20 protein-coding genes are annotated in these 24511 nt (G+C 62.4%); 3 read left to right on the top strand and 17 right to left on the bottom strand.

Annotation, left to right across the window (positions count from 1 at the left end; all coding sequences use genetic code 11):
- The first annotated feature begins 443 nt into the window (after positions 1–443).
- Positions 444–2450 (top strand): methyl-accepting chemotaxis protein, encoded by a 2007-nt coding sequence (locus tag E8L03_RS14100; protein ID WP_167512342.1) that lies wholly within the window; start codon positions 444–446, stop codon positions 2448–2450.
- Between the two features lie 548 nt (positions 2451–2998).
- A complete protein-coding gene (locus E8L03_RS14095; RefSeq protein WP_144234233.1) occupies positions 2999–4201 on the top strand; it encodes an iron-containing alcohol dehydrogenase in 1203 nt (400 codons plus the stop codon).
- A gap of 144 nt (positions 4202–4345) precedes the next feature.
- Here the strand turns inward: E8L03_RS14095 and E8L03_RS14090 are convergent, their stop codons facing one another.
- From E8L03_RS14090 to E8L03_RS14020, 15 genes are all read right to left on the bottom strand, one after another.
- Positions 4346–5038 (bottom strand): DUF1847 domain-containing protein, encoded by a 693-nt coding sequence (locus tag E8L03_RS14090; protein WP_144234234.1) that lies wholly within the window; start codon positions 5036–5038, stop codon positions 4346–4348.
- A gap of 192 nt (positions 5039–5230) precedes the next feature.
- Entirely contained in the window at positions 5231–6613 is a 1383-nt protein-coding gene (locus E8L03_RS14085; RefSeq protein WP_171267686.1) for an aspartate aminotransferase family protein, read from the bottom strand.
- A 78-nt stretch (positions 6614–6691) separates the two neighbouring features.
- Positions 6692–8203 (bottom strand): NAD-dependent succinate-semialdehyde dehydrogenase, encoded by a 1512-nt coding sequence (locus E8L03_RS14080; protein WP_244963530.1) that lies wholly within the window; start codon positions 8201–8203, stop codon positions 6692–6694.
- A 10-nt stretch (positions 8204–8213) separates the two neighbouring features.
- On the bottom strand, positions 8214–9341 hold the full coding sequence (gene ald / locus E8L03_RS14075; protein WP_171267685.1) for an alanine dehydrogenase: 1128 nt from the start codon (positions 9339–9341) through the stop codon (positions 8214–8216).
- Between the two features lie 115 nt (positions 9342–9456).
- Positions 9457–9942 (bottom strand): Lrp/AsnC family transcriptional regulator, encoded by a 486-nt coding sequence (locus E8L03_RS14070; RefSeq protein ID WP_171267684.1) that lies wholly within the window; start codon positions 9940–9942, stop codon positions 9457–9459.
- A 100-nt stretch (positions 9943–10042) separates the two neighbouring features.
- On the bottom strand, positions 10043–11233 hold the full coding sequence (doeA, locus tag E8L03_RS14065; RefSeq protein ID WP_171267683.1) for an ectoine hydrolase DoeA: 1191 nt from the start codon (positions 11231–11233) through the stop codon (positions 10043–10045).
- Positions 11234–11242: 9 nt separating this feature from the next.
- Positions 11243–12235, bottom strand: coding sequence for an ectoine utilization protein EutC (eutC, locus tag E8L03_RS14060; RefSeq protein WP_171267682.1), 993 nt, complete (start codon positions 12233–12235; stop codon positions 11243–11245).
- Positions 12236–12253: 18 nt separating this feature from the next.
- On the bottom strand, positions 12254–13264 hold the full coding sequence (eutB, locus tag E8L03_RS14055) for a hydroxyectoine utilization dehydratase EutB (RefSeq protein WP_171267681.1): 1011 nt from the start codon (positions 13262–13264) through the stop codon (positions 12254–12256).
- Positions 13261–14091, bottom strand: a complete 831-nt coding sequence (locus E8L03_RS14050) for an aspartate racemase/maleate isomerase family protein (RefSeq protein ID WP_171267680.1) — start codon at positions 14089–14091, stop codon at positions 13261–13263. Before E8L03_RS14050 ends, eutB begins: the two co-directional genes overlap by 4 nt.
- A gap of 167 nt (positions 14092–14258) precedes the next feature.
- Entirely contained in the window at positions 14259–15644 is a 1386-nt protein-coding gene (ehuR, locus tag E8L03_RS14045; RefSeq protein WP_144234242.1) for a MocR-like ectoine utilization transcription factor EhuR, read from the bottom strand.
- Between the two features lie 54 nt (positions 15645–15698).
- Positions 15699–16136, bottom strand: a complete 438-nt coding sequence (locus E8L03_RS14040; protein WP_171267679.1) for a universal stress protein — start codon at positions 16134–16136, stop codon at positions 15699–15701.
- Positions 16137–16160: 24 nt separating this feature from the next.
- Positions 16161–17447 carry a TRAP transporter large permease gene (locus E8L03_RS14035; protein WP_144234244.1) on the bottom strand — a complete coding sequence of 429 codons (1287 nt, stop codon included), beginning with the start codon at positions 17445–17447 and terminating at the stop codon, positions 16161–16163.
- Entirely contained in the window at positions 17444–18028 is a 585-nt protein-coding gene (locus tag E8L03_RS14030; RefSeq protein ID WP_144234245.1) for a TRAP transporter small permease, read from the bottom strand. Before E8L03_RS14030 ends, E8L03_RS14035 begins: the two co-directional genes overlap by 4 nt.
- Positions 18029–18195: 167 nt before the next feature.
- Positions 18196–19245 (bottom strand): TRAP transporter substrate-binding protein DctP, encoded by a 1050-nt coding sequence (dctP, locus tag E8L03_RS14025; protein ID WP_144234246.1) that lies wholly within the window; start codon positions 19243–19245, stop codon positions 18196–18198.
- An 85-nt stretch (positions 19246–19330) separates the two neighbouring features.
- On the bottom strand, positions 19331–20524 hold the full coding sequence (locus E8L03_RS14020) for a M20 metallopeptidase family protein (protein WP_144234247.1): 1194 nt from the start codon (positions 20522–20524) through the stop codon (positions 19331–19333).
- A gap of 1117 nt (positions 20525–21641) precedes the next feature.
- On the opposite strand from E8L03_RS14020, the gene E8L03_RS14015 reads away from it, so the two are divergent.
- Positions 21642–22070: a ferritin-like domain-containing protein gene (locus E8L03_RS14015; RefSeq protein WP_144234248.1), complete on the top strand. Its 429-nt coding sequence runs from the start codon at positions 21642–21644 to the stop codon at positions 22068–22070.
- Positions 22071–22243: 173 nt separating this feature from the next.
- Here the strand turns inward: E8L03_RS14015 and E8L03_RS14010 are convergent, their stop codons facing one another.
- Both E8L03_RS14010 and uxx1 read right to left on the bottom strand, forming a co-directional pair.
- Positions 22244–23461, bottom strand: a complete 1218-nt coding sequence (locus tag E8L03_RS14010; RefSeq protein ID WP_171267678.1) for a glycosyltransferase family 2 protein — start codon at positions 23459–23461, stop codon at positions 22244–22246.
- Positions 23462–23751: 290 nt separating this feature from the next.
- Positions 23752–23952, bottom strand: a complete 201-nt coding sequence (gene uxx1 / locus E8L03_RS21115) for a UXX-star selenoprotein family 1 (protein ID WP_144234250.1) — start codon at positions 23950–23952, stop codon at positions 23752–23754.
- Between the last annotated feature and the right edge of the window lie 559 nt (positions 23953–24511).

The raw sequence follows: 24511 nt of genomic DNA, 5'->3' as shown, positions 1-24511 counted from the left end.
ACAACCGTGTGGGCCCTTTTTGTTTCATGTCATTTCTGTGTCACGAAATAAAGTGGCGTATGCGTTAGGCTTTCGGAGTCAGCTGGTCATCCTATGTGGGAATCGTTGTTATGACGTAGAGATATGCGCGGCGTAAATTTGAAAATCAGATAGCATCGATAGTAATTGCAAAAGAACGTATTCCTTGTCCGCAAGTTTCATTGTGCGGGCGGTGTGACTGGAGTGTGATGAATATAATTCCATAAATTCATGTTGCGTGATAATGATTCCTGGGGTGTAATTCGACCGTAAAGTCGGGGCACTATATGCCGATGGAAAGAATACAGCACTCAAGGAGGTGTATAGTGGGTGTACGTGGAAAATTGATCACCGCAATAGTCCTGCCCATCATTATTTCTGTCGCCATTGTCTCTGTCGCCATTTCGGTTCGGATACAGGACGCCATGAAAACGCGATACCATGAGTCGTCGCGGGAGAGTCTCGTCCTGGTGCAGCGGTACGTGAACGAAATCCTGAACCAGGCCAAGTACACCAGCGCGTTCATGGCGACTCTGCCCGAGGTCAAAGGGGCCATGGGCAAGTGGACCCGCTACTTTGAGCAGGATAAGCCCACGCCGGCCGGCGCCGTGGCCACGGACCCCTCCGAGATCCTGATAAAACGGATGTGCGACGACATGATGAGCGCGCACCCGGACTTCGCCTACGTGTACATGGGCTTCGAGGACGGCGGGTATACGCAGAACGCCGAGGAGGTCATGGCCACCGATTATGATCCGCGCCGCCGGCCGTGGTATACGCAATCCAAGCAGTCCGCCACCGACACCACGCTGCTCTCGGCGTACATCACCACGCAGGGTGTCCCGAACATCGGTGTCACCACCAAGATCTACAACGACTCCGGCAAGTTCATCGGCGTTTCGGCCGTTGATATCAGCCTGGGCGACCTTACAGAGATCGTATCCAATCTCAAGATAGGCGAGACCGGCTATGTGATGCTTGTCCAAAATGACGGCACGATCCTTTCCGATCCCCACCATTCCGACAACAACTTCAAAAAGATCGGCGACGTTGAAGGCGATGCCTACAAGCGCATCAGCAACACCGCCGACGGCGACCTGGACAATCTGGAGCTGGACGGCGTTGGATACGACGGTGTTGTGCTCACCTCCAAGGAGACGGGCTGGAAGCTCGCCGCCCTGGTCGAGACCAGCGAGATCAACGCCGCAGCCAACCAGACCATCATCAATGTGTTGATCATCGGCTGCATCGTGGTGCTGGTCTTCGGCGTTCTGGGAGGCCTGTACGCCACGGTCGGCGTTGTGCGTCCCATTCGCTCCCTGGTGGATATGACCAAGGACATAGCAGCCGGAAACTACGACTCCCTGCCAGACGCGGCGAAGTTCAAGTCCGAGTTCGCCGTCTTGTTCGAGAACATGCGAACCATGGTCAAGGAGCTGGTGAAAACGATTTCCCTGGCCGAGGACAAGACGCGAGAGGCCGAGGTCAAGAGCGCCCAGGCCAACGAGGCGCTTGACCAGGCCGAGGATGCGCGGTGCCAGGCAGAATCGGCAAAGACCGAGGGCATGCTCCAGGCCGCGCAGCAGCTCGAAGAGATTGTGGAGCAGATATCCTCGGCCTCCACGGAGCTCTCCGCACAGATCGAGGAATCAAAACGCGGCTCGAATGAGCAGCGGAACATGGCCTCCGAGAACGCCACGGCCATGGAACAGATGAACGCCTCGGTTATCGATGTGGCCTCCAGCGCCTCGAAAAGCTCGGACAGCGCCATGCGGACCAAGGAGGAAGCGCGCTCCGGCTCGGAGATCGTGGACCAGGTGGTGTCCTCGGTCGGCACCCTGGTTCATGAAACAGACAAGCTGAGCCAGGAGATGGAGCAGCTCGGCAGCCAGGCCGAGTCCATCGGCAACGTCATGAACGTGATTACGGACATTGCCGACCAAACGAACCTTCTGGCGCTGAATGCCGCCATCGAAGCGGCGCGGGCCGGCGAGGCCGGCCGCGGCTTTGCTGTGGTTGCCGACGAGGTCCGCAAGCTGGCCGAAAAGACCATGGGCGCGACCAAGGAGGTCGGTGCCGCCATTCACTCCATCCAGGACTCAACCGCCATGTCGATTGATTCCATGCAGGAAACACGGCGGGTGGTGGAATCGACCACCAGCCTGGCTACCCAAGCCGGCGAAGCGTTGGGCAACATTCTGCAGCTAGTCGACGAGGTGGCAGGCCAGGTGCAGTCCATTGCCTCGGCCGCCGAGGAGCAGAGCGCGGCATCCGAGGAGATCAAGCGGGGCACCGGCGAGATCAGCCGGATTGCCGAAGAAACCGCGCACGCCATGGACGAGTCGGCTGTGGCCATGGAGCAGCTCGCGCGCCTTTCCAACAAGCTGAGCCAACTCATCGACGGGTTGAAGAATATCGGGGAAGGGCCGTAGGGATAGCGTCTGGACGTCAGAGAAACACCCGCGCCGCGCGGGCACGCGCGTCAATATGAGATGAAGCCGGTCAGGGACACACCTGGCCGGCTTTTTTTTCGGAAATCGCCCCGCATGGCGCCATGGGAAAAGGTGTAGAGGAGTTGCCAAGAATCCTAATAGTTGCGTGATGTTCTGTGGGTTCAGCTGGCGGAACCAGTTTTTTTTGAAATGTATTGCCTACAATAGACATTTCTTGATATCACGCTTGCAAAAGCTTTCGGGACGCGTCGGGCATGCCTGCGTGACGGGGATTCTGATGATCTGCAGGGTGCGCGCCGCATGAGGAAGGCTTCGGCTGGATTACGGCCCATAATTGGGTCAAGTTTTGGTGCTATGTGAAAAAGCATTCGCAAGACCTGAAGCGGGCAGCGTCAACTGAAACCGCTTACATCGGGGCAAGCCATTAAGGAGGATTCGTCGAACTGAGCAGGCCTGTCGCATATCATGCACCTTAGCCCATGAGACTCAAAGACGCTATTCGACAACCAATAGTTAAGGAGAATGTCATGAGCAGTTGGGAAGCCAAAATCGACATCAACCGTGTTTTCGTCCTGCAACCCACACGTCCCCTTACCTACTTCGGCGTCGGCGCCGTTCAGAAAGTCAATGATATCCTCGAAGGCCTTACCCAGAAAGGAATGGGCAACATCCTGGTCGTGACCGATAACTGCGCCTACAAGGCCAGCGGCGCCTGGGATACGGTCGAACCGGCCCTGAACAAGCATGCCAAGTCCTGGAAACACTACGACAAGGTCCGTCCCAACCCCACCTATGACAACTGCGAGGAAGCCGCGGCGGCTGGCCTCGAAATGAAGGCCGACTGCATTCTGGCCATCGGCGGCGGCAGCTCCATGGATACCGCCAAGACCGCTGCCGTGCTGATGAAGCATCCCGGCAAGAAGTCCGTTGATTTCTATGAGAAGGGCGAAGGCATCAACGACGCCGTGCCCCTGCTGCTGATCAACACCTCCCACGGCACCGGCTCCGAGTGCGATGCCTTTGCAGTGGCACAATCCGATGGCGAGGACAAGCCCGCCATCAACTCTCCGCACATCTACGCCACATACACCATCGAAGACCCGGCGCTTACGGCAACCATGCCGATAAAGCAGACCATCTCCACCTCCATCGACGCGGTCAACCACGCTCTGGAGGCGGCCACCACCATCACCACCACGCCGTACTCGTTCGGCCTGGCCAGAGACGCCATCCGCCTCGTGTCCAAGTATCTGCCCCAGGCCATCGTGGAGCCCGGCAACCTGACCGCGCGCTACTGGCTGATGTACGCCTCGGCCATCGCCGGCATCAGCTTCGACCTTGGCCTGCTGCACATCACCCACGCCATGGAGCATGCCATGAGCACGCACGACGCCAAGGTGACGCACGGCGACGGTCTGGGCATTCTCATGCCGGCCATGGTTCAGGAAATCTATCACGCAGTGCCGGAGCAGCTCGCCGAGTTGCTCAAGCCCATCGTGCCCGACCTGGAAGGCATTCCGGCGGAACGCGACAAGGTTGTGGAAGGCCTCAGGAAGTGGTTCAACTCCGTGGGCCAGAAGACCGACATGTCCGACTACTTCACCGAGGCCGACATCCCGGCGCTGGTCAAGCTGACCATGGATTCCTCCCTGGCCAAGATGCTGCTGCCGCTTGCCCCCATCAAGGCGGACGAGAAGGTTGTGGAGCGTATCTTCAGGAACTCACTGTAATTTAAGGACAAGGGGCCTACGGCTCCGCGTCTGATTTGCCCGGAAAGGCCCGCGCATTGTGCGTGGGCCCTTTTTCGTGGAGCTCTTGCCCGTAATCTATTGTGCACACAGCCTGTTATGACATGCTGTCGCACGGCTGGTGTCTCAGGCGAGAGGGCATTTGAGGTTCCGGTAGTAGGCGTCGTACTGGTACACGGCCGTGAGCGGTGCGTGGCCAAGTAGCCGGTCCTTCACCGCCAGTACCGTGACAGGCGCCTCGGCGTGTTTGATGAACAGGGAGTCGTGGCCGACGCAGAGGCCCATCAGCACGTTGAGCTCAACGTCATGTTCGTTGGCGAGCAAGGCCTGGAGCACCGGGTTGCACATGGTCTCCTTCTCCTGGGAGGGGTCCACGTGGTCCGCCTGGGTGAGGCCGATGGCCTCTTTGGGCGTGCGGCCGGCCTTGCAGCAGATGGAGACGAGTTCAAGGCCATTGTCCGTGAAGATCTTGTGGACCACCTCGGCTTCCTTGCGCAGGCCGATGCAGAAGGCCATGCCCAGCCGGTGGTACTCCATGCGCTTGGCGAACTCGACGATCTCCTGAATGCGGGGCTTGGCCGGTTTGATGTTGGCATAGCCTTTTTCCCGGCCCGAGTAGCCGGCCGTCTCCTGCAAGGACGCCTGCGTAGCGAAGTTCATCAGCGCCGGGTCGGCGCGCAACAGCTCCAGGGAGCGCTCTTTCAGCGCCTTGTGCCGCAACGAGGGGCAGTTTTTCGGACCCTTGCCGCCTTCCTTGCGGCAGTATCGTTCACTCCAGTCGTATGGGCAGACGGCGCATTCCGGGTGGAAGTCTTGCATGGCGTGGTCTCCTGGTCTAAATGAATACCGATTCTGGGGGAGGGTAGAATTTCCGTATACTCTTGTCCACCTCGTGATACTTTGTGGTATTCACTCCACCAGCTGCTTGGTTACTCCGCCCCGTCGAATGCAAGCAAAAAAGGCGCCTCGCTCAATGCAAGACGCCTTTTTCTTTACCAATTCAATTTCGTATTACAAAGCAGCATACACCTTGTCGACAGCCGTCTTGGCCTTGGCCACGATGGTGTCGATGTCGTCCTTGGTCACGATGAGGGGCGGGGCAAAGCCCAGGATCTCGCCGTGGGGCATGGCCCGGGCGATGAGGCCCTCTTCCAGGCAGGCGCCGGCCACGGAGTAGCCCACCTTCTTGGAGGGATCGAACCGTTCCTTCTTGTCCTTGTCGGCCACGAACTCCAGGGCGGCCATCAGACCCACGCCGCGAACTTCGCCCACCATGGGGTGGTCGCCGAAGGTCTCGTGCAGCTTCTGCTGGAAGTAGCCGCCCACCTCACGGGCGTTGGCCGGCAGGTCTTCCTTGTCAACGATGTCCAGGTTGGCGTTGCCGGCTGCGGCGCACATGGGATGGGCCGAGTAGGTCCAGCCGTGGCCGATGGCGCCGAACTCGTCCGTGCCCTGCTCCAGCACCTTCCACACGCGCTCGCCCACGATAACGCCGGAAAGCGGCAGGTAGGCCGAAGTCAGGCCCTTGGCAATGGCGATGAGGTCGGGCTTCATGCCGTAGGTGTGGCTGCCGAAGTACTGGCCGGTGCGGCCGAAACCGGTGATGACCTCGTCGGCGATGAGCAGCACGTCGTACTTGTCCAGTACCTTCTGGATGGCCTGCCAGTAGCCGGCCGGCGGGGGAATGATGCCGCCGGTGCCCAGGATGGGCTCGCCGATGAAGGCGGCCACGGTATCCGGGCCCTCGGCGATGATCATCTTTTCCAGCTCGTCGGCGCAGCGCTGGCTGAACTCTTCCTCGGTCTCGCCGTCCATGCCGTTCCAGTACTGGTGCGGGCACATGGTGTGCTTGATCACGTTCACGGGCAGATCGAAGTGGTCCTGGAACAGGCCAAGGCCGGTGAGGCTGCCGGTCATGATGCCGGAGCCATGGTAGCCGCGCTGGCGGGAGATGATCTTCTTCTTCTCGGGCCGGCCCAGCACGTTGTTGTAGTACCAGACCAACTTGATGTTGGTCTCGTTGGCGTCGGAGCCGGACATGCCGTAGTAGACGCGCTGCATGCCCATGCCGGCCTTGCGCACGATGCGCTCGGAGAGCTTGATGACGGGCTCGTGCGAATGCCCCACATAGGCGTGGAAGTAGGCCAGCGTGTTCGCCTGCTCGGCAATGGCGTCGGCGATTTCCTTGCGGCCATAGCCCACGTTGACGCAGTAGAGGCCGGAGAAGCCGTCCAGGCTGCGGACGCCTTCGGCGTCTTCGATGTAGATGCCCTCGGCCTTGGTGATGATGCGGTTGGGGGCTTCACCCCGTGCAAACTGGGCCAGATGCGTCGAAGGGTGGAAGACATTCGCCCGGTCCGTTACGGAAAGCTCCGCTATGCGTGCCTTGTCCATGAAACCATTCTCCTTGTATTTCTGCGCCCGACGGGCCGGTCCAATCATCGGCCCGCTGGTCGACGCTCAGGTCAACGCCTAGGCCGCCTTGATCGCGGCGCAGATGTATTTGGTATCCAGATACTCATCCAGTCCCCAGTGGCCGCCCTCGCGTCCCAGACCGGACTGCTTGACCCCGCCGAAGGGGATGGGCCCGCCCGTGACCTTCACGCAGTTCACGGCCACCATGCCGTACTCCAGCATCTCGGTGATGCGACAGACGCGGTCGTGGTCGTTGGTGAAGAGGTAGGCCATGAGCCCCAGCTCGGCGTGGTTGGCCAGCCCGGAAAGCTCGGCCTCGCTGCCGAAGCGCGAGACGGCGGCGACAGGGCCGAAGGTCTCCTCGCTGCTGATGGCCATTGCCGGCGTAACGTCGGCCAGCACCGTGGGGTCGAAGAACAGCCCGCCCAGCTCGTGCACGCCGCCGCCGTAAAGACGGCGCGCGCCCTTGGCCATGGCGTCGTCCACGTGCTGCTGGCACTTGTCCACGGCGCGGGCGTTCATCAGCGGCCCGACGTCCACGCCCTCGGACAGGCCGTTGCCCACGCGGAGGGCCTGCACCTTCCTGGTGAACAGGGCGAGGAACTCCTCGTACACGTCCGCGTGCACGTAGATGCGGTTGGCAGCCAGGCAGTCCTGCCCCGAGGTCTGGAACTTGGCTGCCACGGCCTGGGCCGCCGCGTCGTCCAGATCCACGTCCGGGAACACGATGAACGGGGCGTGCCCGCCCAGCTCCATGCTCATGCGCTTCACCGTGTCGGCACTTTGGCGCAGCAGGGTGCGGCCCACCTCGGTGGAGCCGGTAAAGCTTACAGTTCGTATTACAGGATTGGCGCAGAGCTCGGCCACGATATCCCGCGAGCCCGGCACAACCGAGAACACGCCGGCCGGAATGCCCACGCGGTCGGCCAGCTCGGCCAGGGCCAGGGCGGAAAGCGGCGTCTCCGTGGCCGGCCGCACGATCATGGTGCAACCGGCGGCCAGCGCCGCGCCTGCCTTGCGGGTAATCATGGCCGAGGGGAAATTCCACGGGGTGATGGCCGCGGTCACGCCCACGGGGCGGCGTTTGACCAGCATCTGCCGCTGTGGCAGGTGGCCGTTCACCACCTCGCCGTTGACCCGCCGCGCTTCCTCGGCAAACCACTCCAGGAAGCTGGCCGCGTATTCGATCTCGCCTTTGGCCTCGTGCAGCGGTTTGCCCTGCTCCAGGGTCATGATCAGGGCGAGGTCATCGCGGTTCTCCAGCATGGCCTCGCCCCAGGCGCGCAGCAGACGGCCGCGTTCCTGCGGCAGGAGATCGCGCCACGCCGGAAAGGCGGCGCGGGCCGCGGCTATGGCCGCCCTGGCTTCCACCGCGCCGCAACGCGGCACGCAGCCAACGACGGAACCTTCCCCGCCCTGTTCCTCGGCCGGGTTGGTCACTTCAATCACCTCGCCGCTCTCGGCGTTTTGCCACTTTCCGTTGATATACGCCCACTCCTTGAGCAGACGCGCATCGTCCAGATGCCGCACAGCCATGCAACGGCGTCGAGGAGAAGAGATGATATCCATGGCGCACCACCTATACGGCTTGTCGGAGCGTCAAAGCCTGGTTCGGGTTGAGGTAGTCGAGGCCCAGGTCACGGGCGACGGCTTCGTACGTCACGGAACCGCGGTAGATGTTGAGCCCGTTGAGGAAGTGCGGATCGTCCTTCAGGGCGTCCAGGCCGCGAGCGGCCAGCTTGCGCGCGTACTCCAGGGTCGCGTGGTTCAGGGCGTAGGTGGAGGTCCGGGCCACGCCGCCGGGCATGTTGGCCACGCAGTAGTGGACAACGCCGTCCACGATGAATGTGGGGTCGTCATGGGTGGTGGGGCGGGTGGTCTCGGCGCAGCCGCCCTGGTCCACGGCCACGTCCACAATGGCCGAGCCGGTCTTCATGCGGGAGACCAGGTCGCGCGAGATGAGCTTGGGCGCGGAAGCGCCGGGGATGAGCACCGTGCCGATGACCAGGTCGGCGTCAACCACGTGGCGCTCGATGGCCGCTTTGGTGGAAAAGACGTTTTTGACGCGGCCGCCGTACTGGGTGTCCAGGCTGCGCAGCCGCTCGGGGCTGCGCTCCAGGGCGACGACCTCGGCCCCGGCGCCCACGGCCATCTCGATGGCGTGGCTGCCGGCAACGCCCGCGCCCAGGACCACGACCTTTGCCGGCTCCACGCCGGGAACGCCGCCCAGCAGAATGCCGGAGCCGCCGGCCGTGCCTTCCAGACAGTGGGCACCGGCCTGCACGGACATGCGGCCGGCCACCTCGGACATGGGAGAAAGCAGCGGCAGACCGCCCCTGGGCGAGGTCACGGTCTCGTAGGCGATGGCGACGCAGTCGGATGCGATAAGCGCCTGGGTCTGCTCCGGATCGGGCGCGAGATGGAGGTAGGTGAAGAGGATCTGGCCGGAACGGAGCATGGCGCACTCGGCCGGCTGGGGCTCCTTGACCTTCACGATCATGTCGGCGGTGGCGAAGATCTCCGCCGCCGTGGGTACGATGGTGGCACCGGCCTCGGCGTACGCTTCGTCGCTCTTGCCGATTCCCTCGCCGGCGGCCGCCTCGACCAGCACCCGGTGCCCGTCGTGGACCAGCTCGGCGACGCTCTCGGGAACCAGCCCGACGCGCTTCTCCTTGATCTTTATTTCCTTGGGTACACCAATCTTCATATACGCCCTCCGTTAGTAGCGTGATTAATTGAACGGCATGCTACCAGCGGAGGCGCAGAGGGTGCTTCTGAATTGGCTGGGGGTTTCGAGGATTTTTTCGGCCGGTCGGCCTGTTTCAGGAGAGTTTTTCCAGAAGCGCGTCCAGGGACGGGCCGGCGCTTTTTTTGACCGGCTTGGTGACGATGTAGCTGAAGTAGCGGTCGATGCCGATGTCGCTCTCCAGCAGCCGGTCCATGAACCGCTGGTAGCTGTCCACGTCCGTGGTTACCACGCGCATCATATAGTCCAGGCCGCCGCCCGTGGCCATGCACTCTACAACCTCAGGCATCTGCTGAATGGCGCTTTCGAAGTGCTCGAAGTCCTCGCGCTGGTGGCGCTTGAGCACAACCTCGACCATGACCGTGGTGATGGGTGCGATCTTGCGCACGTCCAGGCGGGCGGAGTAGCCCGTAATGATGCCGGCTTCCTCCAGCTTGCGCAAACGTTCCCAGGTGGGGCTGGGCGAGAGGTTCACGGCCTCGGCCAGCTTCAGCTTGGTAATGCGGCCGTCCTGCTGCAATACGCGCAAAATCTTGAGGTCGTACTCGTCGAGCTTGGGCATGGTCGCCTTCCGCGGAGTTCTCCGCCGGGCTGAGGGCGGATGTCGCAAAAGTGGGCGCGGGAGCGGAGCGAAGAACCCCCGCTCCCACGTGCGCCCGTCATTACTTCTTGATCACCAGGCTTCGGTCCAGGTTGGCCAGCGTCTCGGCTCCACCCGGGGTGATGACGATGGACTCGGTCAGCTCCAGTCCCCAGGAATCCTGCCACAGGCCGGTCATGAAGTGGAAGGTCATGTTCGGCTGCAGCACGGTTTTGTCGCCGCGGCGCAGGCTCATGGTTCGCTCGCCCCAGTCCGGCGGGTAGCTCAGGCCGATGGGGTAGCCGGTGCGATTGTCCTTGGTGATGCCGTAGCGCTCCAGCACGTCGAAGAAGGCGATGGCCACGTCCTCGCAGGTGTTGCCGGGCTTGGCCGCGGCAAGGCCGGCCTCCATGCCTTCCAGCACGGCCTTTTCCGCCTCCAGGTAGTACTGCGGCGGCGTGCCCAGGAACACGGTGCGCGAGAGCGGGCAGTGGTAGCGGTGATAGCAGCCCGCGATTTCGAAGAACGTACCCTCGCCGCTACGCATGGGCTTGTCGTCCCAGGTCAGGTGCGGGGCCGAGGCGTCCTCGCCCGAGGGCAGCAGAGGCACGATGGCCGGGTAGTCGCCGCCGGCGCCGTCCACACCGCGGATGGCCACATCATAGATCTCGGCCACGAGGTCGCACTTGCGCATGCCGGGCTCCACCTTCTCGGCGATGCGCTTGTGCATGGCCTCCACGATGCGCGCGGCCGTGCGCATGTACTCGATTTCCTGGTTGGACTTCACGGCGCGCTGCCAGTTGACCAGGGCCGTGGCGTCCTTGAACGTGGCCTTGGGCAGGTTCCGCGTGAGCGCGGCGAATGCCGCGGCCGAGAAGTAGTAGTTGTCCATCTCCACGCCGGTGACCAGACCGTCCAGGCCGCGCTCCTTGAGCCGCTCGGAGAGGTAGTCCATGGGGTGCTGCTCCGGGTTCTGGACGTAGTGGTCCGGGTAGCCGATGAGTCGGTCGTGGTCCAGGTAGGACGTGCGCATGGCGCCGTTGCGGTCCTGGCCGCGGCCGTACCAGATGGGGTCCTGGTCCATGGGTACGATGACGCACTGGTGCACGTAGAAAGACCAGCCGTCATAGCCCGTGAGCCAGGCCATGTTGGAAGGATCGGTGACGATGAGCAGCTCGATGCCGCGCGCCTCCATGGCGGCGCGGGTTTTGGCCAGCCGCTCGGCAAACTCCTCGCGGGTGAAGAACAAAGTCGGTGTTACCTGATTTTGCATGTCAGTTCCTTATGATTCGAAATCGGCGCCGCAGCCGGAAGCCATGGCGCGTTGGAAAGCAAAGGTGGCGATTGCCGTATCCTGCAGGCCCGTGCCGGTCAGGTCGGCGATGACAATGTCCAGGTCGCTTGCGCGGCCGGTCTTCATGCCGGCGATGACCTCGCCGAGCTCGGCGAAGTCTGCGTTCGGAGCCACGATGCCGGCATCGATGGCGTGGTGCAGCTCGCCCAGAATGCGCACCTGGGAGAGGCGGTCCGGCACGTAGGCGTCGGCCTTGGCAATGGCCGCGGGCTCCAGCTCGTTCTTGTGCTCGGCGTCCGACCCCATGCAGATGGCGGTCTGGCCGGGTTCCAGCCAGTCGGCCATGAGGATGGGCGAGGTAGCCGGGGTGGCCGTGACCACGATGTCCGCGCCCGTAACCGCGGCCTGGGCGTCGGTCTGGGCCGTGACCTCGATGTTCAGTCTGTCGGCCATGAGCGCGGCGGCTTTCTGGGCCGACTCGATGTGCGGGGCCCAGTAGCGGGCGCGCTTCACCGGCCGCACCAGGCTGATGGCTTCGAGCTGCAGCCGTCCCTGCTCGCCGGCTCCCAGAACGGTGACGGTCTCGGAGTCCTCGCGCGAGAGGTTCCTGGCGGCCACGGCGCCTGCCGCGGCGGTGCGCACGGCCGTAAGGTAGCCATTGTCCAAGAGCAGCGCCTCCACCAGGCCGGTCTTGGCGCTGAACAGGGTCATCAGACCGTTAAGGCTGGGCAGGCCGATCTTGGGGTTGTCGAAAAAGCCGGGGCTGATCTTGATGGCGAAGCTGTCCAGGCCGGGCACGTAGGCGGTCTTGACGTCCACCTCGCCGTTGTTCTCCTCGATGTCCAGGCGCAGGATGGGCGGCATGACAACGCCGCCGCCGGCCAGGGTGCGGAATGCGTCTTCGACGCAGGCCACGGCCTCCGGGTTGAGCTGTACGCAGCTTTTGAGCTCGGCTTCCGTCAGAATCTTGATAGTCGCCATATCACTTCCTTGGTCTGTTCATTCGGCGGCGAGGTCCACGTCCTCGCCGGAAATAATGCGGTAGTGCAGGGCGTGGTCGATGTTCCGGCCCGAAAGCAGCGCGACCACCGGAGCGTCGGTCTTCGCCTTGACCTTGCCGGCCAGAATCGCGGCCACGCCCACGGCCGCCGCGCCTTCCACGATCTCGCCTTCCTTCCAGTAGATGTGTCGCACGCCGGCCGCGATCTCGGTCTCGGAAAGCAGCACCACGTCGTCGAGGAGGTCGCGGACCATGGCAAAGGTGTATTGGTTGTCCAGGCCCACGCCGCCGCCCAGGGAGTCGGCCAGGCTGGGATACTCGCGCACCTGCACGGGTTTGCCGGCCTGCAGGCTGGCGTGCATGGCCGCGCCGCGTTCCATGCTCACGCCGACCACGCGGATGTTCAGGGCCAGGGTCTTGGCCGCCAGGGCCACGCCGGCCGCCAGGCCGCCGCCGGAAAGGGGCACCAGGAGCGTGCCCGCCTCCGGGCAATCCTCCATGGTTTCCAGCCCCAGCGTTCCCTGTCCGGCAATGACGTCGGGATGGTCGAAGGGCGGCAGCATGATCATGTGCTCCTCGGCTACCAGCCGATCCACCTCTTCCTGAGCCTCGTCCTGGCTTTCTCCCAGGATGCGCACCTCGGCGCCCAGGGCGCGGACGGCCTCCACCTTGTTGGCCGGCACGAGCCTGGACATGCAGATGATGCAGCGGACGCCGGCCTGCCTGGCGGCATGGGCCAGGGCGCGGCCGTAGTTACCGGTGGAGACGCCCACCACGCCGCGCTCCTTGTCCGCATCACTCAGGGAGAACACGGCGTTGGCCGCGCCGCGCAGCTTGAAGCTGCCGGTCACCTGGCAATGCTCCAGCTTGAGAAACACGGGCGCGCCGAGAATTTTCTCCAGACTGCTTGAGGCAGCCATGGGCGTGCGCCGGATGGTTGCGGCGATACGCTGCCTGGCGCGCAGCACGTCGCGCATGGTCACGGCTCTGTGGTTGGCGGCGGGAGTCATGGAATATCCTTGGTCATCAGCCGGCCGAATGGGGCCGCCGAGGTGTCGATACCTGCGGTTTTAAAGGAGTACCAGGCTGCGGCTTGGTTGCTTGTTATTACAGGTATGCCGATTTTCTGTTCAATTTGTGCTGCGGTCTGCATGGAACGCAATGCGGTGCAGGAGATGAACAATGCCTGGGGGGCAGGGCCGGCGCTCCTGGCTACGGCCTCTTTGGCAGCCTGCACCAGAGAATCGGTAGTGATGCGCGCCATGTCCCGGTCGTCCCCCAGGCCGAGGTAGGAGACGTGGCTGGCCTCCACGCCGTGATCCACAAAGTAGCCGACCACCGCTTTGGTGGAGTCCTCGGTGTATGGCGTGAGCATGCAGAGCCTGGAGACGCCCAGGGCGGAGCAGGCGGCAGTGGCCGCTGTGAGCGGGGTGACGGCTTTGGGCGCGGGTTGTCCGTCCGCAGCCGGCATGGCGTTCTGCACGGCTGCAGCCACCACGTCGTCGCCGATCACGGCCGAGCCCGAGGTGCAGCTGAAGTAGACGGCCTTGAGCGGCATGACCGGAGCGAGCAGGCCGGCCGCCTGGCCAAGGCGCGGTCCCATGGCGCGGAGGTTCTCCGGAGTCACGGGGTTGGCGTAGGCCACGCGGGTGGCGTGCAGCCGGAGCCGGTCGCCGCCGCAGATGCGGGCCATGAGCGCGAAGTCCTGCTCCGTGGTCATGTCCGTGGCCAGCAGGATGAGGCCAAGCCGGGTGAAGGAGCTTTCGTCGTCAAAGGCGATGGGGACGCTGCTCTTCGCGGCAGGTACGTCACCAGAACAATTTTTGCGGCCTGTCATTCCGTTCTGTTTCACAACACACCGTTATCATGAGTATTTAAACTGCTGTTCTTGCCAAGTCACGCGGCGCGTCAGGGCATCAACACGATCATTTCCATCAAGAACGGCTTTGAAGTCAGTACAATTTGAACGCAATGCCTCCTGCTGCAACCATGCATGCCACCACATCAGAACGAGTTGAGAATCAGCTCGGGCTCGAAGCTCAGGAGCTGTGCGAGCACGCGGAGCCCGCGTTTGAGGTTGCGCGTGTTGGCCGAGCCCAGGGACACGCGGACCGCCCGCACGTCCGAGTCAGGATCGAGCACAAAGGGGCCGGACGGCGCGATGGCCACACCCTGTTTCTGCGCCTGGGCCACGAACTGGTCCGTCTTCCACTGGTCGGTGAGCGACAGCCAGATATGCATCGCGTTGGGGTTGGAGCGGAACTCCAGATTTCCCAAAATGTGCGCGGCGATTCGGTTCCGTTCATGTATGGCCTTGCGCTGCCACATCACCAGCTCCTTGGCCGTGCCGTCCGTCACCCAGCGGGAGGCGATCTCGGCCATCAGAGGGGTCGCCATCCACGCGGTAGCGAGCAGGCGGTTGCGGGTGGTGAGCAGCATGCCGGGCGGGATGGCCATGTAGCCGCTCCGCAGGCTGGGCATGATGCTCTTGGTGAAGCTCGTCAAATAGAAGGTGCGCTCCTTGGCCAGGGCGGCCAGCGGCGGCGGCTTGTGCGGCACTAGCGGGCCCAGCACGTCGTTTTCCACAATGAACACGTCGTTGGCCCGGGCGATGTCCACAATGGCCTGGCGGCGGTCCTCCGGCATGAGGGTGACGGTGGGGTTGGCTAGGTTCGGAATGAGGTAGAGCACCTCGACCTTGGACTCGGCGCAGGCGCGCTCGAAGGCGTCGGGCACGATGCCGTGCTCGTCGATGGTCAGCCCCTTGAGCTTCAGGCCCAGGTAGGAGCAGAGGCCGGCCAGGGAGTGATGGCCCACGGCCTCGGCAACCACCGTGCCGCCGGGCTTGCACGCGGTCAGCAGGGCGGCCGTGGTGCCCTGGGTCACGCCGTTGGTGATGAGCACGCGGTCCTGGTCCACATCCAGCCCGCACATACGCAGCCACTCGCGGCCGGACGCGATGTGCCTCGGTATGCCCTCGTTGGGCCGGAAGGAGAAGAGCACATCATCGGGCACGTCCTTGCTGAGCTGGGCCAGGGTCCGGCTCATGCGCTCCTTGTGGATGGAGGCGGCCACGGGCTTGTAGATGGAAAGATCCACCGTGGTGTCGGCCAGACGGTCGGCGCGGAAAGGCGTGGCCTCTATGTAGCCGCGCGCCTGGACGAATGTGCCACGGCCCACCTCGCCCTGCACCAGGTTGCGGCGGCGCAGCTCCTCGTAGGCGCGGCTCACGGTCTGAAGGCTGACGCCGATCTCGGCGGCAAGCTCCCGCTGCGCCGGCAGCCGTTCGCCGGGCCCCAACAGGCCCTGGGAGATGGCGTCGCTGACATGCTGCACCAGCGAGAGGTACGCCGGCCGCTTGAGCATGGATTTATCGGGTCGCCAAGGCATTTTCGGACTCGGGTTGCATGGGTTTGTTCATGGAATGCGTGCTGTATCAGCAGGTCAGCGTTTGGTTACGAAGACGTCGACCGGCGAGTTGCGCAGGACTTTTTCCGAGGTGCTGCCCATGAGCACGTGCTTGACCCTGGACTCGCCGTGGGAGCCGGCAAAGACGATATCGTAGTCGCCCTTTTCCAACTCGTAGAGGCAGTTTATGTACGGCGTGCCCCGCCGTATCTTGGTCTTGCAGGGCACGGAGTTGAGCTCCGGGACCTTCTCGAATAGCGCCTTGAAGGCGCGCTCCACATGCTTTTCCATCTTGTTGTCCACGGAGCGGTACTCGTCGTCGGACAGGATGAAGCTCAGGTTGGTGCTGTCGTGGATCACATGGAGCAGGGTGATGGACGCCTCGTAGCGTTTGGCGAACTCCACGGATGTGCGCACGGCGTGCTCGGCATCCTCGGAGAAGTCCGTCAGGACAAGCAGGTTCTTGTATTCCATGAGCTCTCTCCTGTGTCTTCGGGTCTAATTCATCACCATGTTCGGCAGCACGAGCGCGATCTGCGGGAACACGATCAATATGGCCGTGGCCAGCAGTAGTATGAGCAGGAACGGCAACGAATGGCCGATAACCTCCAGATATGGTCGTCGGAAGATGAGCTGGGCCGTGAAGATGTCGCAGCCAAAGGGCGGCGTGGCCGAGCCGATGGCGGCCTGGAGCGTGACCAGGGTTCCCAGCAGGATGGGGTCGACGCCGGCGCTGACCACATAGGGCTGGAAGATGGGGCTGAGGATGAAGATGGCCACGATGGGATCGACGAACATGCAAGCCACGAAGTAGGAGGCGACCACGATGAGGATGACACGCATCATGGACGGGTCGGCTCCGAACAGCGGCGGCAGGAACTGCTGGGGGATCTGCAAGAAGCCGATCATCCAGGAGAATGCCTGGCCCGCGCCCACGAGGATGAAGACCACGCCGGTGATGACGCCGGTCTGCAAGAAGGAGTCCACGATCCGCGGGAAGGTCAGGCTGCGGTAGACCAGGAGCTCCAGGATGAGGGCGTAGAACACGGACGCCGCGGCGGCCTCCGTGGGGCTCAAAAAGCCGGTGTAGATGCCGCCGACGATGATGACGGGGAAGCCCATGACGGGCAGCCCGTCCTTGATGGCCCCCACGCGCTTGGCCCAGCTCGCCTTGGGCAGCAGCGGAATGTTCCTTCGCTTGGAGTAGATGTAGCAGTAGATCGAGAACAGCACGAGAATCATCAGGCCGGGCAGGATGCCTGCCAGGAAGAGCATGCCGATGGAGGTGCTGGTCGCCACGCCGTACACGATGAAGCCGATGCTGGGCGGGATGAGGAAGGCGATGTCGCTGGAGTTGATGATCAGCCCCAGGGTGAAGGAGCTGGGGTAGCCGGCCTCCAGGAGCATGGGCCGCATGGTGCCGCCGATGGCCGCCACGGTGGCCTGCGTGGAGCCGGACACCGCGCCGAAGAGCGTGCAGCTGGCGTTGGTGGTGATGGGCAACCCGCCGGGCAGGTGGCCCACAAACGTTCTGAGCATGCGGATGAGCCGCGCCGAGGACTCGCCTGAGGTAACGATGCTGGCGCTGAGAATGAACATGGGCACGCAGACCAGGGCCGGCGGCGACACGCCGGTGATGACCTGCTGCACCATGGTGGTGATCAGCTTGGGCGCAATGGCCGGCATGTTGATGTAGACGTAGATGATGAGCGAGGCCAACAGGGTGACCATGAACGGAAACCCGATCAGCAGCATTGTCGCAAGGTTGACTCCGAACAGGATCATAGCGTTGCACCCCCGATCTCTTCGTCCTCGTACTCGCTCTGCTGATCAGGGGACTGCCACGGCTCCTTTTCCGTCAGGTTCTTTATTATGGTGCGGACGTACTGAATGCAGGCCATGCCGAACCCGATGGGCACGATGACATAGAACGTCCACTTGGGCACGCGCAGGGCGGGCGTCATGTGCGACATCTTCATGGCATGGGCCAGATACTTGTAGGAGTACCAGGTGAGCACGGCCATGGTGATGGCGCTGACGAAGCAGATGAAGATGAGGAAGGCCTTTTCGAGCTTGGGGGGCATGGCGTCCAGGAAGGCCCCCATGCGGATGTGGCGCGCCTTGCGCACGCCGTAGCTCACGCCGATAAAGGTGATGAGTATGACCAGGAACTGGGAGACTTCTTCTGCAAAGTAGATACTTTGGGCAAATGTTCTGGCAAAGACGTTGACAATGAGCAACACGGCTAGAGCGGCAATGCAGAGCACGAGGATGGTGACTTCAATACCGTTGATGATGATTCCGATTCGCGTGTTGATTCTGCTTAGTATTCCATGTTTGCCCGTATGATTTTCGGTGTCACTCATGACATCCTCTCGTATTGCTCGAAGCGGCGTATGCGCAGGGTGCGACTTGGGGAGAAGCGCCCACCGCTCGTTAAGTTGTCAGGCATGGAAAGTACGAGGCGAGACTTTCCGGGCGTAAACAGCCGACGCTGCAGCGGACCTGCCGTTGCAGCGCCGGCTGCCATCATTTACTTCATGCCAAGGGCTGCCTTGGCGTTTTCGACGTCGGCCAGCAGAGCGTCCAGCACTTCCTGGGCGCCGTCACCGCCGATCTCGACGAACTTGGGATAGACCGTCTGTGCGGCGGCCTTGAACTCGGCCAGGGCCTCGCCTTCCAGGGTCGTGAACTGCACTTCCGGACGGGCTTCCTTGATCTTCTCCATGTCCGCGGCGTTGCGCTCCATTATCCACTTGCCGGCCGGGATGATGGAATCGGCCCAGAACTTGCGCATCTCGGCCTGGGCTTCAGGCGTCAGGCTGTCGAACCATTCGGCGTTCACGGTGGGAATGCCGATGAAGGGCTCGTTCTTCAGCTGGGTGAAGTAGTCCTGCACCTCGTAGAACTTCATGCTGTAGTCCGCGAAGAGCGGGTTCACCTGGGCGTCGATGAGGCCCATCTGCAGGCCGCTGTACACCTCGCCGTAGCTCATGGGCGTGGGGCTGGCGCCGTAGGCCTTGTAGTCTTCCACCAGCAGCTTGGAGGACATCAGGCGCAGCTTCAGGCCCTTGACGTCGTCCATGGTCTTGATCTCCTTCTTGGAGGTCATCCACTGCCAGCCTTCGAACATGATGCCCAGGGGCACCAGGTCGTTGTCGCGGAACTTTTTCTCCAGCAGGGGGAAGAACTTGCCGTTCCGGACCATCCAATCCAGGATCTCGGGCACCTTCTCGGTGGGGAAGAGGTAGTTGAGCGCCAGCACCTGGGCCTGGGGCACAAAGGAGCTGATCCAGGCGTAGTCGGAGAACACGAACTGCACCACGCCGAGCTGGCAGAGCTCGTTGATGTCGCCGGTCGCGCCAAGGGTGCCGTACGGGTAGACTTCGATGTTGATCTTGCCGTCCGACCACTCCTTCATGTGGTCCGAGAAGTTGTTCGCCCACACGGTCATGAAGTCGCCCTCGATCTCCTCGGAAGCCAGCTTGGCGGTAACCGCGTCTCCTGTGTACTCGCTGGCCAGCGCGCTTGTGGCGGTCAGCACAAAGATCATAGCCAAAGCAATTAGATACAACTTTCTCACGTTGCCCTCCTCACTGGGTTCAAATGGTTCAACGGCGTTTCACTGTAACGGTTCGTAACTTTAAAGGTAATGTGGCCCAGCTTCTTCAGCTGGGCTGCCTCTGCGTCTCGAAGTAGCGTAGCGCGGTGCGGACAAGGAGCTCCACGCCGTGTTTCATGACGCTTTCGTCTATGTCGAATTTTGGGTGGTGGTGGGGGTAGTTTGTCCGACCGGGGGCGCCTGCCCCCAAAAAGCAGAAGACGCCGGGAGCCCGCGCCGCGAACTCGCTGAAGTCTTCGCCGGCCAGGCTGGCCATGGGTTGGATGGTCAGGTCGTTGGCCATCTCCACGTTCAGGATTCCCGTCAGCATGGCGGTCATGCCTGCGTCGTTGACCAGGGTGGGGTGGCCGCACTCGAAGTCCAGCTCATACTCTGTGCGATGGGCGGCGCAGATGCCGGCGACCACGCGCTCGAACCGGCCCCTGGGGCTGTTCTCCCCGTTGTCGTCGCCAGAAAAGAGGTAGCGGATGGTTCCTTCCATGACCACCTCGTCCGGGATTACGTTGGAGGTGGTGCCGCCGTGGATCGTGCCGAACATGATCACCGTAGGCTCGCTCAGGGCGCTGATCTCGCGCGTCTGGATGGTCTGCACGGCCTGGATGATCGCGGCCGAGCAGATGACGGGGTCGACGGCTTCCTGCGGGTTGGCGGTGTGGCCGCCCTTGCCTTTAACGGTCAGATGGAAGTGGCGCATGCCGGCCATGATCGGCCCCACGGTCACGCCGATCTTGCCGGATTCGAGCTGGTTCCAGATGTGCATGCTCACGCAGGCGTCCACGTCCGGGTTGGCCATCACGCCTTCGTCGATCATGGCCATGGCGCCGGCCTTTTCCTCGTTGGGCTGGAACACGAACTTGATGCTGCCGTGCAGCGCCTCCCGCTCGCCGGCCAGGACCTTGGCCGCCGTGAGCATCATGGCGGTGTGGGCGTCGTGGCCGCAGGCGTGCATCATGCCGTCGATGGTGGAGCAGTACTCGGCGCCGGTCTCCTCCTGGATGGCCAGGGCGTCCATGTCGGCGCGCATCAAGAGGGTCGGGCCGGGGTGGCCGCCGCGCAGCAGCCCGGCCACGCCGGTCACGTTCAGACGGCTCACCTCCATGCCCAGCGCGGCCAGGTAGTCGGCGACGATCTGGCCTGTGCGCTGCTCTTCGAGCCCGAGCTCGGGATGGCGGTGAAAATCACGCCGCAGCAGGATGCACTCGTCTGCCACGACCTTGCATTTTTCGGCGATGTCGCTCAACGCCGCCTCCTTTGAACGATTCCGTGCTGGAGTGCCGAAGAGGACCGGTTGAGGCGCGGCCCCGGAAGCCTGCCGGCACGGCACGAATTTGTTAAAACAGTCGAACCCTATGCTCTACCAGGAAAAACGAGCCGACTGATGAAGATCCGACATAACGCGTCACCAAATGTTGCCAAAATATGAATCAAGAACAATTATTGCGCAATACATTTAATGAATCATAACAATACAATGGTTCAATATTTAGAGATTAAGTAGGAAAATCAATATATTAAGCTCATGAAAATTGTGGCGATAGTGAAACAATATAACACGATGGTAACGAAAATGTACGGGTCGACACCGTACAATTTCCACATCATTTCTAATATTTGAAACGCGCTGGGGGCTGAATAACCAAGGCATGTTTTTACAATATTGACAAGATATCTGGGGCCGCCAGGACCTGAAGAGACGCGGTGCGGCTGCGATCTGTCCTGGGCGCGGACTTTGTGTGAGAGGAAGAAGTTTTAACTTCTTAATAGGTTAAAAGAAGAAACGCGAAGAGCTCTCGCCGGCGCACGCCTGTTTCCATCCCGCGACGTGATAGTGCGAACATTATATGGATGCAGGGCGGCCGCGTCATTTTTGGCCGGCAAAACGCGACAGGAAGTCTGGAAGGCTCTCTCGGTCCGGCCTGCCCGAGACGCTTTGCCCCTCCGCAATACATGCCACCGGAACGCAGCGATTTCCCGGGACTTCCACGACCTGCGGCTTACCTGCGCATGCCCGGAAAGGCTGCCGTCATCGATCTGACCAGGAATCGGGTATATTTCCAGCGGTCCACCATTCTGCAGAGCCGTCATGGTACAAGGATAAGACCGCTCTCGCGGCAAAGCCGCCGTGGCATAGAGATCGTATGCTTGCGGAAACCAGCGCTTTGGTGGCGTTTATCCGCAACCACCATACAGTCTGTTTCCTGCCGGCGTTGGCCGAAAAGGAGATGTCCATCCATGCGGGTTTATACAGAGTAACGTGGGATAGTGGACGGTTCCGGGGTTCGGCTGGCTTCGACGTCAGCGCTCGATTCGTTGCGTGCAGGCCAATGAACCGCAATGATCATCAAGGAGGATTGACCATGGCTGTGCCACCCAAGGTATCGAAAGAGCTTCTGGACATGCTGAACGACGCCATTGCCCGGGAGATATCCGTATCCGTCTCCTACATGTGGCAGCATGTGCAGATGACGGGCATTCAGGGCTTTGCCGTCAAGGATGAGATCAAGAAGATCGCGATCGTGGAGATGAAGCACGCCGAGGATATTGCCGAGCGCCTGGTCTATCTCGGCGGCAAGCCCACCACGAAGCCTTCGCCCATCACCGTCGGCGAAACATTGAGGGATATGCTGGAGATCAACACAGGACTCGAGGTTGAGGCCATCGAGCTCTACCGCAAGATAATCGACAAGGCCAAGGACGAGGGCGACATCGTAACGGCGCAGCTCTTCCGCAAAATCCTTGCGGAAGAGGAGGAGCACCACGACACCTTCAGCGGGCTGCTGGAGTAGATGGTCGTCTGCCCAAAGCTTTCGGGCCGAGGCCGGTAACGCTGATATCGGAAAGGGCGCCTGCCGAGCAGGGGGCGCCCTCTGTCATGTTCGTTATTACCGCAATACTGGCTGACGAGATCGCAACCAGCCCGCATATCGAACGGCGTATCGTCCGTCCGCGGCGGGCAGGCTCAAGCCCTATGTCCGCCGCCATGCGCGTCCAGCCACGCCGAGTACATATTTACAATATATTCAAGCTCTTCCTGCCGGGACCACTCCAGGCTGGTCTGCGCTAGCTCGATCAGTTCGTCTTTCTTATTGATGGAAGCGATGACCCTGGCCAGGGACTGCTTCCATCTGTTCACAGCTGCGGTATCCTCAACCGCCACGGCCAGCCGCAGCGTCTGCTCGTAGGCGTGCCGGCTGGGGCAGAGGGCAGCGCGGACTTCGGCCCAGGGCAGCGCCGCGGCCGGATCGTGGGCCAGCAGCTCCAGCATAGCCGCATAGCCCTTCTCCCAGAGCGGCTCCTCCTGCAGCGCCTTGCTCAAGGCCGCGATGTCGTCCGTAGGGCAATCGGGTGCGGAGTTGTGGGGGCGCACCATGTAGGGCTCCAGCCAGGCCGTCAGCGCCAGGCCGTATCCGGCGCGGGCCGCGAGGCGGTGAAGGTCCGGCACGAAGCAGCCGCGGGCCCGGCGGTTCAGCACGGTCGCGTTGTGCGCCGTGTGGTCGTACCGTCCGGGCGTCATGCTTGTGGCGTGATGCAGCACGCTGGAGGGGACAAGCGCCAGCCGCCCCCCATTGCGGCGGAGCATGCACGAGAGGTCGAGGTCCTCGCTGCCGTTGATGAACTCCTGGCAGAATCCGCCCGCTGCCTCGAACGCCTGCTTGCGCACGAGCAGCGCGGCGGCGCTGAGCGCCTGCAACCCCCGGACGCTACGGAGCGCCTTGTGGTTGCCGGGGAACTGGCTGAAGCAGTGCACGGGATGGAGGTTGGGGTCGAACGCAACGCCGGCGTGCTGCACGCGATGCGTTTCCGGAAAGAGGAGCAGGGGCGATGCCGCGTGTACGCCTGTCTGGCGCTGCATTGCCTGCAGAAGAATTTCGAGCCAGCCCGGCGTGGCGGTGACGTCGTTGTTCAGGAAGAGCAGATACGCTGTGTCCGCGCCCTGCGCGCCGGTATTGCAGCCGCGGGCAAAGCCCTGGTTCTGCTCCAGCCGGCGGTACTCGAACGCGCCGGGAAAAAGCGACTTCCCCAGGCTCGGACACGCCTTGGGCGTTTCGTCGGTGGAACCGTTGTCCACAACCACAACGCGGAACGAGCTGCCACGGGCGCAACTTGCCAGGCTTTCCAGGCAGGCGCGGGTGTACGCCCAGAGATTGAACGCCGGGATAATGATGGTGACGGACATGGCTGCCTTTGCCGCGCAGTGTGTATGGAGGACGCCGCCGGACAGGACGTTGTGGCCACGCGCATCCGGAGCAGGGCGCCATATACTGCGGGCAGCAACGATGTAGCCGGTTTTTCGCATCAAGACCAGCCGCCGGCCTTTTTGCGCAAGGCGGAAAAGAGGACGCAACAGTGCGTTGCAGCCCGAAAGGGCGGCGCGCATATCCGCATAGCCAGCCCGGAAAGATCCGGTCCGGCGTGTTCAATCGGTTTTTGTGAAGGGCCGACCAACCTGGCCGGCGGCTACACGCCTCAGGACCCGCCGTAGCCGACGGTCACGGCGCCGTCGTCCGCAACGATGACCGGCACCTTCCGCTTTCCGCCGGAGAGCTTGAGCATTTTCTCCAGCGCGTCCTTCTTCTGCTTCACGTCGAGGTATGCATGGCCGGGGTACGCCTCACGGGCATTGGAGGTGTACGGTCAACCAGACTTTCCATAGATAGTCGCAGGCATTGTCGGCTCCAATGGAAGATGTTTGTCTATGGTTATGGGGTACCATATTTGGGAGCCGAGTCAAAGGATGGCCAGGGCGCGTGCAGTGTCCGTCGATGCAGAGGCGCATCCAGACCAGCGGCAGTTTGCGGAAAGAGAGCTCTGGCGGATTTCTCACACGGGCATGACCGAACCACTCCCTGATTTTTCCTCGATGCATTTTTCTGCCGCCTGCTGTGTAAGGAAGCGCGAAAACGCGAGCGCATTGCCAAACCATTCGGCAAGGAGGCGGCCATGCGAATCGTCGTCCTATGCGCAACCACAGCTCTGATGCTGTGTGCAACAGCCGGCGTGGCCAACGGGTGTCGAGGCGCCCATTCGAGCCGTGCCAGGGAGGCCCACCGGTATGCGTTCCGCCAGACAAGCCCGTGGAGGAACGCCAAGCCGGGTCCGCCTTCCCAAAGCGATACGGTCAACCGGCAGAATACCGTGTCGGATTCTCCTGACACTTTCTGAAATTGATCGGTACCGGACCCGGTACGACGAGCACCGGGTGTCCGACGGCGTGCGTGCGCTCTGG

Source organism: Oceanidesulfovibrio marinus (assembly GCF_013085545.1).
In the GTDB taxonomy this organism is placed as follows: Bacteria; Desulfobacterota; Desulfovibrionia; order Desulfovibrionales; family Desulfovibrionaceae; genus Oceanidesulfovibrio; species Oceanidesulfovibrio marinus.
Note: the sequence above shows the minus strand (reverse complement) of the source record. Positions and strands in the feature narration are given on the sequence as shown.

What these genes read in the sequence shown, in the direction of transcription:
- E8L03_RS14010 (WP_171267678.1), bottom strand. Translation starts at nt 23,461, where the DNA reads ATGTCCGTCACCATCATTATCCCGGCGTTCAATCTCTGGGCGTACACC.
- ehuR (WP_144234242.1), bottom strand. Translation starts at nt 15,644, where the DNA reads ATGCCTTGGCGACCCGATAAATCCATGCTCAAGCGGCCGGCGTACCTC.
- E8L03_RS14100 (WP_167512342.1), top strand. Translation starts at nt 444, where the DNA reads ATGAAAACGCGATACCATGAGTCGTCGCGGGAGAGTCTCGTCCTGGTG.
- E8L03_RS14085 (WP_171267686.1), bottom strand. Translation starts at nt 6,613, where the DNA reads ATGGACAAGGCACGCATAGCGGAGCTTTCCGTAACGGACCGGGCGAAT.
- ald (WP_171267685.1), bottom strand. Translation starts at nt 9,341, where the DNA reads ATGAAGATTGGTGTACCCAAGGAAATAAAGATCAAGGAGAAGCGCGTC.
- E8L03_RS14050 (WP_171267680.1), bottom strand. Translation starts at nt 14,091, where the DNA reads ATGACAGGCCGCAAAAATTGTTCTGGTGACGTACCTGCCGCGAAGAGC.
- doeA (WP_171267683.1), bottom strand. Translation starts at nt 11,233, where the DNA reads ATGCAAAATCAGGTAACACCGACTTTGTTCTTCACCCGCGAGGAGTTT.
- E8L03_RS14040 (WP_171267679.1), bottom strand. Translation starts at nt 16,136, where the DNA reads ATGGAATACAAGAACCTGCTTGTCCTGACGGACTTCTCCGAGGATGCC.
- eutC (WP_171267682.1), bottom strand. Translation starts at nt 12,235, where the DNA reads ATGGCGACTATCAAGATTCTGACGGAAGCCGAGCTCAAAAGCTGCGTA.
- E8L03_RS14080 (WP_244963530.1), bottom strand. Translation starts at nt 8,203, where the DNA reads ATGGATATCATCTCTTCTCCTCGACGCCGTTGCATGGCTGTGCGGCAT.
- E8L03_RS14070 (WP_171267684.1), bottom strand. Translation starts at nt 9,942, where the DNA reads ATGCCCAAGCTCGACGAGTACGACCTCAAGATTTTGCGCGTATTGCAG.
- E8L03_RS14015 (WP_144234248.1), top strand. Translation starts at nt 21,642, where the DNA reads ATGGCTGTGCCACCCAAGGTATCGAAAGAGCTTCTGGACATGCTGAAC.
- E8L03_RS14090 (WP_144234234.1), bottom strand. Translation starts at nt 5,038, where the DNA reads ATGCAAGACTTCCACCCGGAATGCGCCGTCTGCCCATACGACTGGAGT.
- eutB (WP_171267681.1), bottom strand. Translation starts at nt 13,264, where the DNA reads ATGACTCCCGCCGCCAACCACAGAGCCGTGACCATGCGCGACGTGCTG.
- E8L03_RS14035 (WP_144234244.1), bottom strand. Translation starts at nt 17,447, where the DNA reads ATGATCCTGTTCGGAGTCAACCTTGCGACAATGCTGCTGATCGGGTTT.
- E8L03_RS14030 (WP_144234245.1), bottom strand. Translation starts at nt 18,028, where the DNA reads ATGAGTGACACCGAAAATCATACGGGCAAACATGGAATACTAAGCAGA.
- E8L03_RS14095 (WP_144234233.1), top strand. Translation starts at nt 2,999, where the DNA reads ATGAGCAGTTGGGAAGCCAAAATCGACATCAACCGTGTTTTCGTCCTG.